This is a genomic window from Dellaglioa sp. CoH-56-MRSF-11 (assembly GCF_056782135.1).
This window is the reverse complement of sequence record NZ_JBXAYE010000011.1, coordinates 1-4,217: the sequence shown is the minus strand read 5'-3', so window position 1 is coordinate 4,217 and position 4,217 is coordinate 1. Positions and strand designations below refer to the sequence as shown.

6 protein-coding genes are annotated in these 4,217 nt (G+C 36.1%); all 6 read left to right on the top strand.

From position 1 onward, the window contains the following. Positions 1-679 (top strand): plasmid recombination protein (locus tag AC1RPT_RS07550; protein WP_481762953.1); only part of this gene is annotated, 679 nt, incomplete at its 5' end. 577 nt (positions 680-1,256) lie between these two features. Further along, entirely contained in the window at positions 1,257-1,421 is a 165-nt protein-coding gene (locus AC1RPT_RS07545; protein ID WP_481761992.1) for a transcriptional regulator, read from the top strand. Between the two features lie 74 nt (positions 1,422-1,495). Beyond that, positions 1,496-2,227: a replication protein gene (locus tag AC1RPT_RS07540; RefSeq protein ID WP_481761991.1), complete on the top strand. Its 732-nt coding sequence runs from the start codon at positions 1,496-1,498 to the stop codon at positions 2,225-2,227. Then, entirely contained in the window at positions 2,224-2,445 is a 222-nt protein-coding gene (locus AC1RPT_RS07535) for a hypothetical protein (protein WP_481761990.1), read from the top strand. Before AC1RPT_RS07540 ends, AC1RPT_RS07535 begins: the two co-directional genes overlap by 4 nt. A gap of 93 nt (positions 2,446-2,538) precedes the next feature. Next, positions 2,539-3,159: a GNAT family N-acetyltransferase gene (locus AC1RPT_RS07530; protein ID WP_481761989.1), complete on the top strand. Its 621-nt coding sequence runs from the start codon at positions 2,539-2,541 to the stop codon at positions 3,157-3,159. 574 nt (positions 3,160-3,733) lie between these two features. After that, the coding region (mobV, locus tag AC1RPT_RS07525; protein WP_481762952.1) for a MobV family relaxase at positions 3,734-4,217 on the top strand (484 nt) is incomplete at its 3' end.

Below are 4,217 nucleotides of genomic sequence, written 5' to 3'. Positions count from 1 at the left end.
CATTGTGCCCTTTGATGATGATAGAAAGCTCTCAGCTAAGCGTATATTCAATCGTGAAGCCTTACAGCGCATTCAAGAGGAATTACCACAATATCTCAAAGAGAATGGCTTTGATGTTCAACGTGGCAACAAAAACAAAGAGCGTAAGAATTTATCAGTACCCGAATACAAAACTATGCGGGAAGATTTGAAAAAAATAGAGACCGAAAAACAAGAGACACAAGCAAAGCTTGCAGATACTAAAAAACAGCTTGATGAAATCAAGCCACGGGATAACAAAAAAATTGCTAGTAAACCAACTTTGCTGAATAAAAATAAAGTCATGGTTGATAAATCTGATCTCGCTGATTTGGAACAACGGGCGTCTTTTAGTGATAATTACAATCAAATGCATGCTAGAGCAAGGCGTGAAGCCGACTCGTTAAGAGATAAACTGACTAGAACAACGTGGGACTATAATGACCTCGAAAGAGAGAATGAGCGATTGCAAAAGTTAGTCGGAACACTTCAAGGCATTGTCCGCAATGTTGATGAATTTCTACACAAAAAACTAGGTATCAATTTACCTGACAAGTGGCTAGAACGTGCAGGACTAAAAGAACCGTCTAAAAAAGCCCCTGAAAGCTCACAGGAACTCGAAAAACATAAATCTGATGAATTAGGCGGTCCACATCTTTAAAACGCTTATATGGGCTTAAAATGGCATTTAAGAGCTTAATTTAACATCTGGCTAGATTGAACGTCGTTAATTTTGTGTCTGTCAACGGTAAATCGAATTAAAGGGGCTTGCTGCTTTAGCAGTTAGCCCCTTTTTGAGGCTTTAAGGAGTTGATAGACTAGCGGATAAAACACTTTTGCGCATGCAAAGAAAAGCACACCTGCTTTTTTTGCCTGCCCCACGGCGAGTGCGGGGTGAGTTTGAGCGGGAGCTCCCGCTCATTTATGGGGTCAAGCTGACACAGCTTGCGGGTTTGGGCGGAGCCCATATTTTGGTTTGAGTGGGATAAAAATTTTGAAAATCAGGGGGCAGGGAGCGAATTTCGCTCCCGTACTACGACCCCCCTATAAGTGCCGAGTGCCAAATTTTACTTGAATAGGACTTTACGCTTACTCTCCCAATGGATTTGGGAGTTTTTTTATGACCGCCGTTTGACCGCCGTTTTGACCGCCGTTTTTTTAAACGGGTTATTTTTTGACTATATAGACTATAAGTATATAATGATGTATAATGATAAAAAAATAAAGGAGTGAGTTTTATGCCTGAAGAGAAAACAGAATATCAAGTTGTAACCGTTAGAATACCTAAAAAGATGTATGCTGATTACAAAGAGATTTTAAAAAGTGAAGGAAAAATTGTAACTTACGATATTAGAAACTATATGCGTGATGTTATCGAAAAATCTAAGAAAGGAGAAAAATGAGCATAAAAAAAGAGCGCCCTCTCTCAAGTTCGCTCGTGAAAAATGCTTTTATTTTCTAAAGGTGATTATACTATATGACTACTAAAAATACAAAGGCTAGAAACTTTGCATTCATTTTGTATCCTGAAAGTATTCCTGAAAACTTTATTGAAAATTTAGAAAAAACTGGTATTCCTATGGCGATTAGTCCGCTCCATAATTTAGATAAAACTGAACGAAAATTTAAAGATATGACTCCTGATGAACAAGAGATAATAAGTGCTGGTGGATCAATTTATAAAAAACCACATTATCATGTTTTGTATATTGCTCGTAATCCGGTTACTGTTGAAAGTATTCGGAAAAAAATAAAACGTAATTTAGGTGATCAATCTGTATCTCATATCGAAATTGTTGATAGCGTGGAGTATTATTTTCAGTATTTAACGCATGAAAGTTCTGATGCAATTAAGAAAGGTAAACACCGCTACGATAAAAAAGATTTAATCTTTATAAATGATTTTGATATTGATAGATACGTAACACTTGATGAAAATGAAAAGAAAGAATTAAGGCAGACTTTACTTGAAATTGTAGATGAATATAACATTGTTAATGTAAAGGAATTAAGCTCGTTTATCAGACAAAGAGGTAACGAATTTGGAATTGAGAGTATGAAATATGTGAATGAAATAATTTCAAGTTCTTCTGGAATTTTTCGACTATATTTTGATGCAAATTACCAATGTGGTTATCGTCCGGTCTATTCAAAAACCATTGATCCTGATACAGGAGAAATAAAGAATGAGAGAGGGGTGAGAGCATGAGAGAGTTTAGTGAAAGTGATGTTGAGAAATACTTAGAATACACTGATCAAAATGTTATCCCGACTAAAGAGCTTTTAGGTCAATGCTTTATTTGTGGTATAAAGTTAAGTGAAACTGAGACACCTGAAGGTCCAGAAAAACGAGTTGTTTGTTTGAAAGATAGAGATTACTTTGTTGAAGGATTTGAGGAATTGATAGAAATGGGAGAAATAAAATAAATATTGAGACTGGAGAGGTTAAGTAATGATTATTGACGTGGAATATATTGGATTTAAGAACAATTTAGAAGTTAATTATTTGGAGGAAAAGTAATGACACAAGCAGATATTAAATACCGTCCTATTAAACCATCCGATTATCATATCTTGGAAGATATGATTCGCAAATCATGGAACTACGATCGATTAGGAAGCCCAAAATTAGCTAAACAACTGTCTAAAATATATCTTGCCAGTTGTCTTGTTAATCAAACATTTACTAGTGTTGCTGTTTTTAATGAAGTGCCTGTTGGTATTATTATGGGTAAAAATAGAGAAACACATCGTAAACCACTAAGGTATCTTATTCGGCAAGGAATTGCTGTTGCACGAATTGCTATATCTAAAGAAGGGCGTAAAATTGGAAAGACGTTTCAAAAATTTGAAGAAGTTGATGAAATTCTTTTAAAGAGCATTGGTACAAACTTTGATGGTGAATTAGCTTTTTTTGTTGTAGATGGAAACCAACGTGGTTCAGGTATCGGTAAACAATTGTATCAACAATTTTTAGATTATATGACATCTGAAAATCTTAAGACATTTTACTTATTTACGGATACGACATGTAATTTTGGCTTTTATGAACATCAAGGTTTGGAACGATTAGCTGAAGAAACGCTCGATTTGCCAGAATTACAAGAGAATATGCATTTCTATTTGTACGGAAAAATGTGATAAAAGGGGCTAGTATTATATTTTCTAAGTAAAATGAAAAAATGTTATTTCTTAAAAATTTACCTTCAATGGGCGCGATTGTTGAACTATTTTTTTAGAAAAGGGTAGCTTAGGCTACTCTTTTTTATTTGGCCAGTGGGAAAATAAACGGTAGGGTCAACGATAAATGTCTGACTGAAGCAAATCGGAAGGAATTTAAGAAGTTGATACGATCCACTGATTTTCCACCCTCTTGGCAACTCGTTTTCGAGCCGTCGGAGACATGTAGAAATTTTCTGGGTTTGCCACTTTTGAAAAAGTGGCAAGGTCTGTTGTTTTGAATTTGATATTGAAATGAATTTGCAATCGTTGCGGAAAAATGCAAAGGTGAAAATATCATTTCTGTTACTAGAAAAAAGGACAGCTGTAGGCGTTTTTTTTTGTGCCTGTTCACGTCGAACCTTTTCAGCCTAAAGGCGAAAAAAGGGGCAAAGTGGACAGACAGTTTTTAGCCTCGCAGAGACCACACTTCACAGAGTGAAGTATAGTGGGTTATACTTTACTTGGAAGATAACTCCGAAATGAGGTGCGTACTATGAGTTTTGTAGTGGCTAGAATGACGAAATTAAAAGCTGATAATTTAGTCGGTATTGGCAATCATGACCAACGGAAAACGACTAATCACAGCAACGAAGATATTGATGTTTCCCGCTCCCACTTGAATTATGATTTGGTGGCTGGGCGCACTGATAATTTTAAAACGGATATTGAAGCCTATATCAACGAAAATAAAGCTAGTAAGCGGGCAGTTCGCAAAGACGCTGTTTTAGTCAATGAGTGGATTCTAACCAGTGACAAAGATTTTTTTGAGCAATTAGACGAAGTCGAAACCCGTAAATATTTTGAAACAGCCAAACAATATTTTGCAGATAACTATGGCGACGAAAATATTCGTTATGCGGTCGTTCACTTGGACGAGAAGACCCCTCACATGCATATGGGCATTGTGCCCTTTGATGATGATAGAAAGCTCTCAGCTAAGCGTATATTCAATCGTGAAGCCTTACAGCGCATTCAAG

Coding starts and splice junctions, on each gene's coding strand:
- AC1RPT_RS07530 (WP_481761989.1), top strand. CDS start 2,539: ATGACACAAGCAGATATTAAATACCGTCCTATTAAACCATCCGATTAT.
- AC1RPT_RS07545 (WP_481761992.1), top strand. CDS start 1,257: ATGCCTGAAGAGAAAACAGAATATCAAGTTGTAACCGTTAGAATACCT.
- AC1RPT_RS07540 (WP_481761991.1), top strand. CDS start 1,496: ATGACTACTAAAAATACAAAGGCTAGAAACTTTGCATTCATTTTGTAT.
- AC1RPT_RS07535 (WP_481761990.1), top strand. CDS start 2,224: ATGAGAGAGTTTAGTGAAAGTGATGTTGAGAAATACTTAGAATACACT.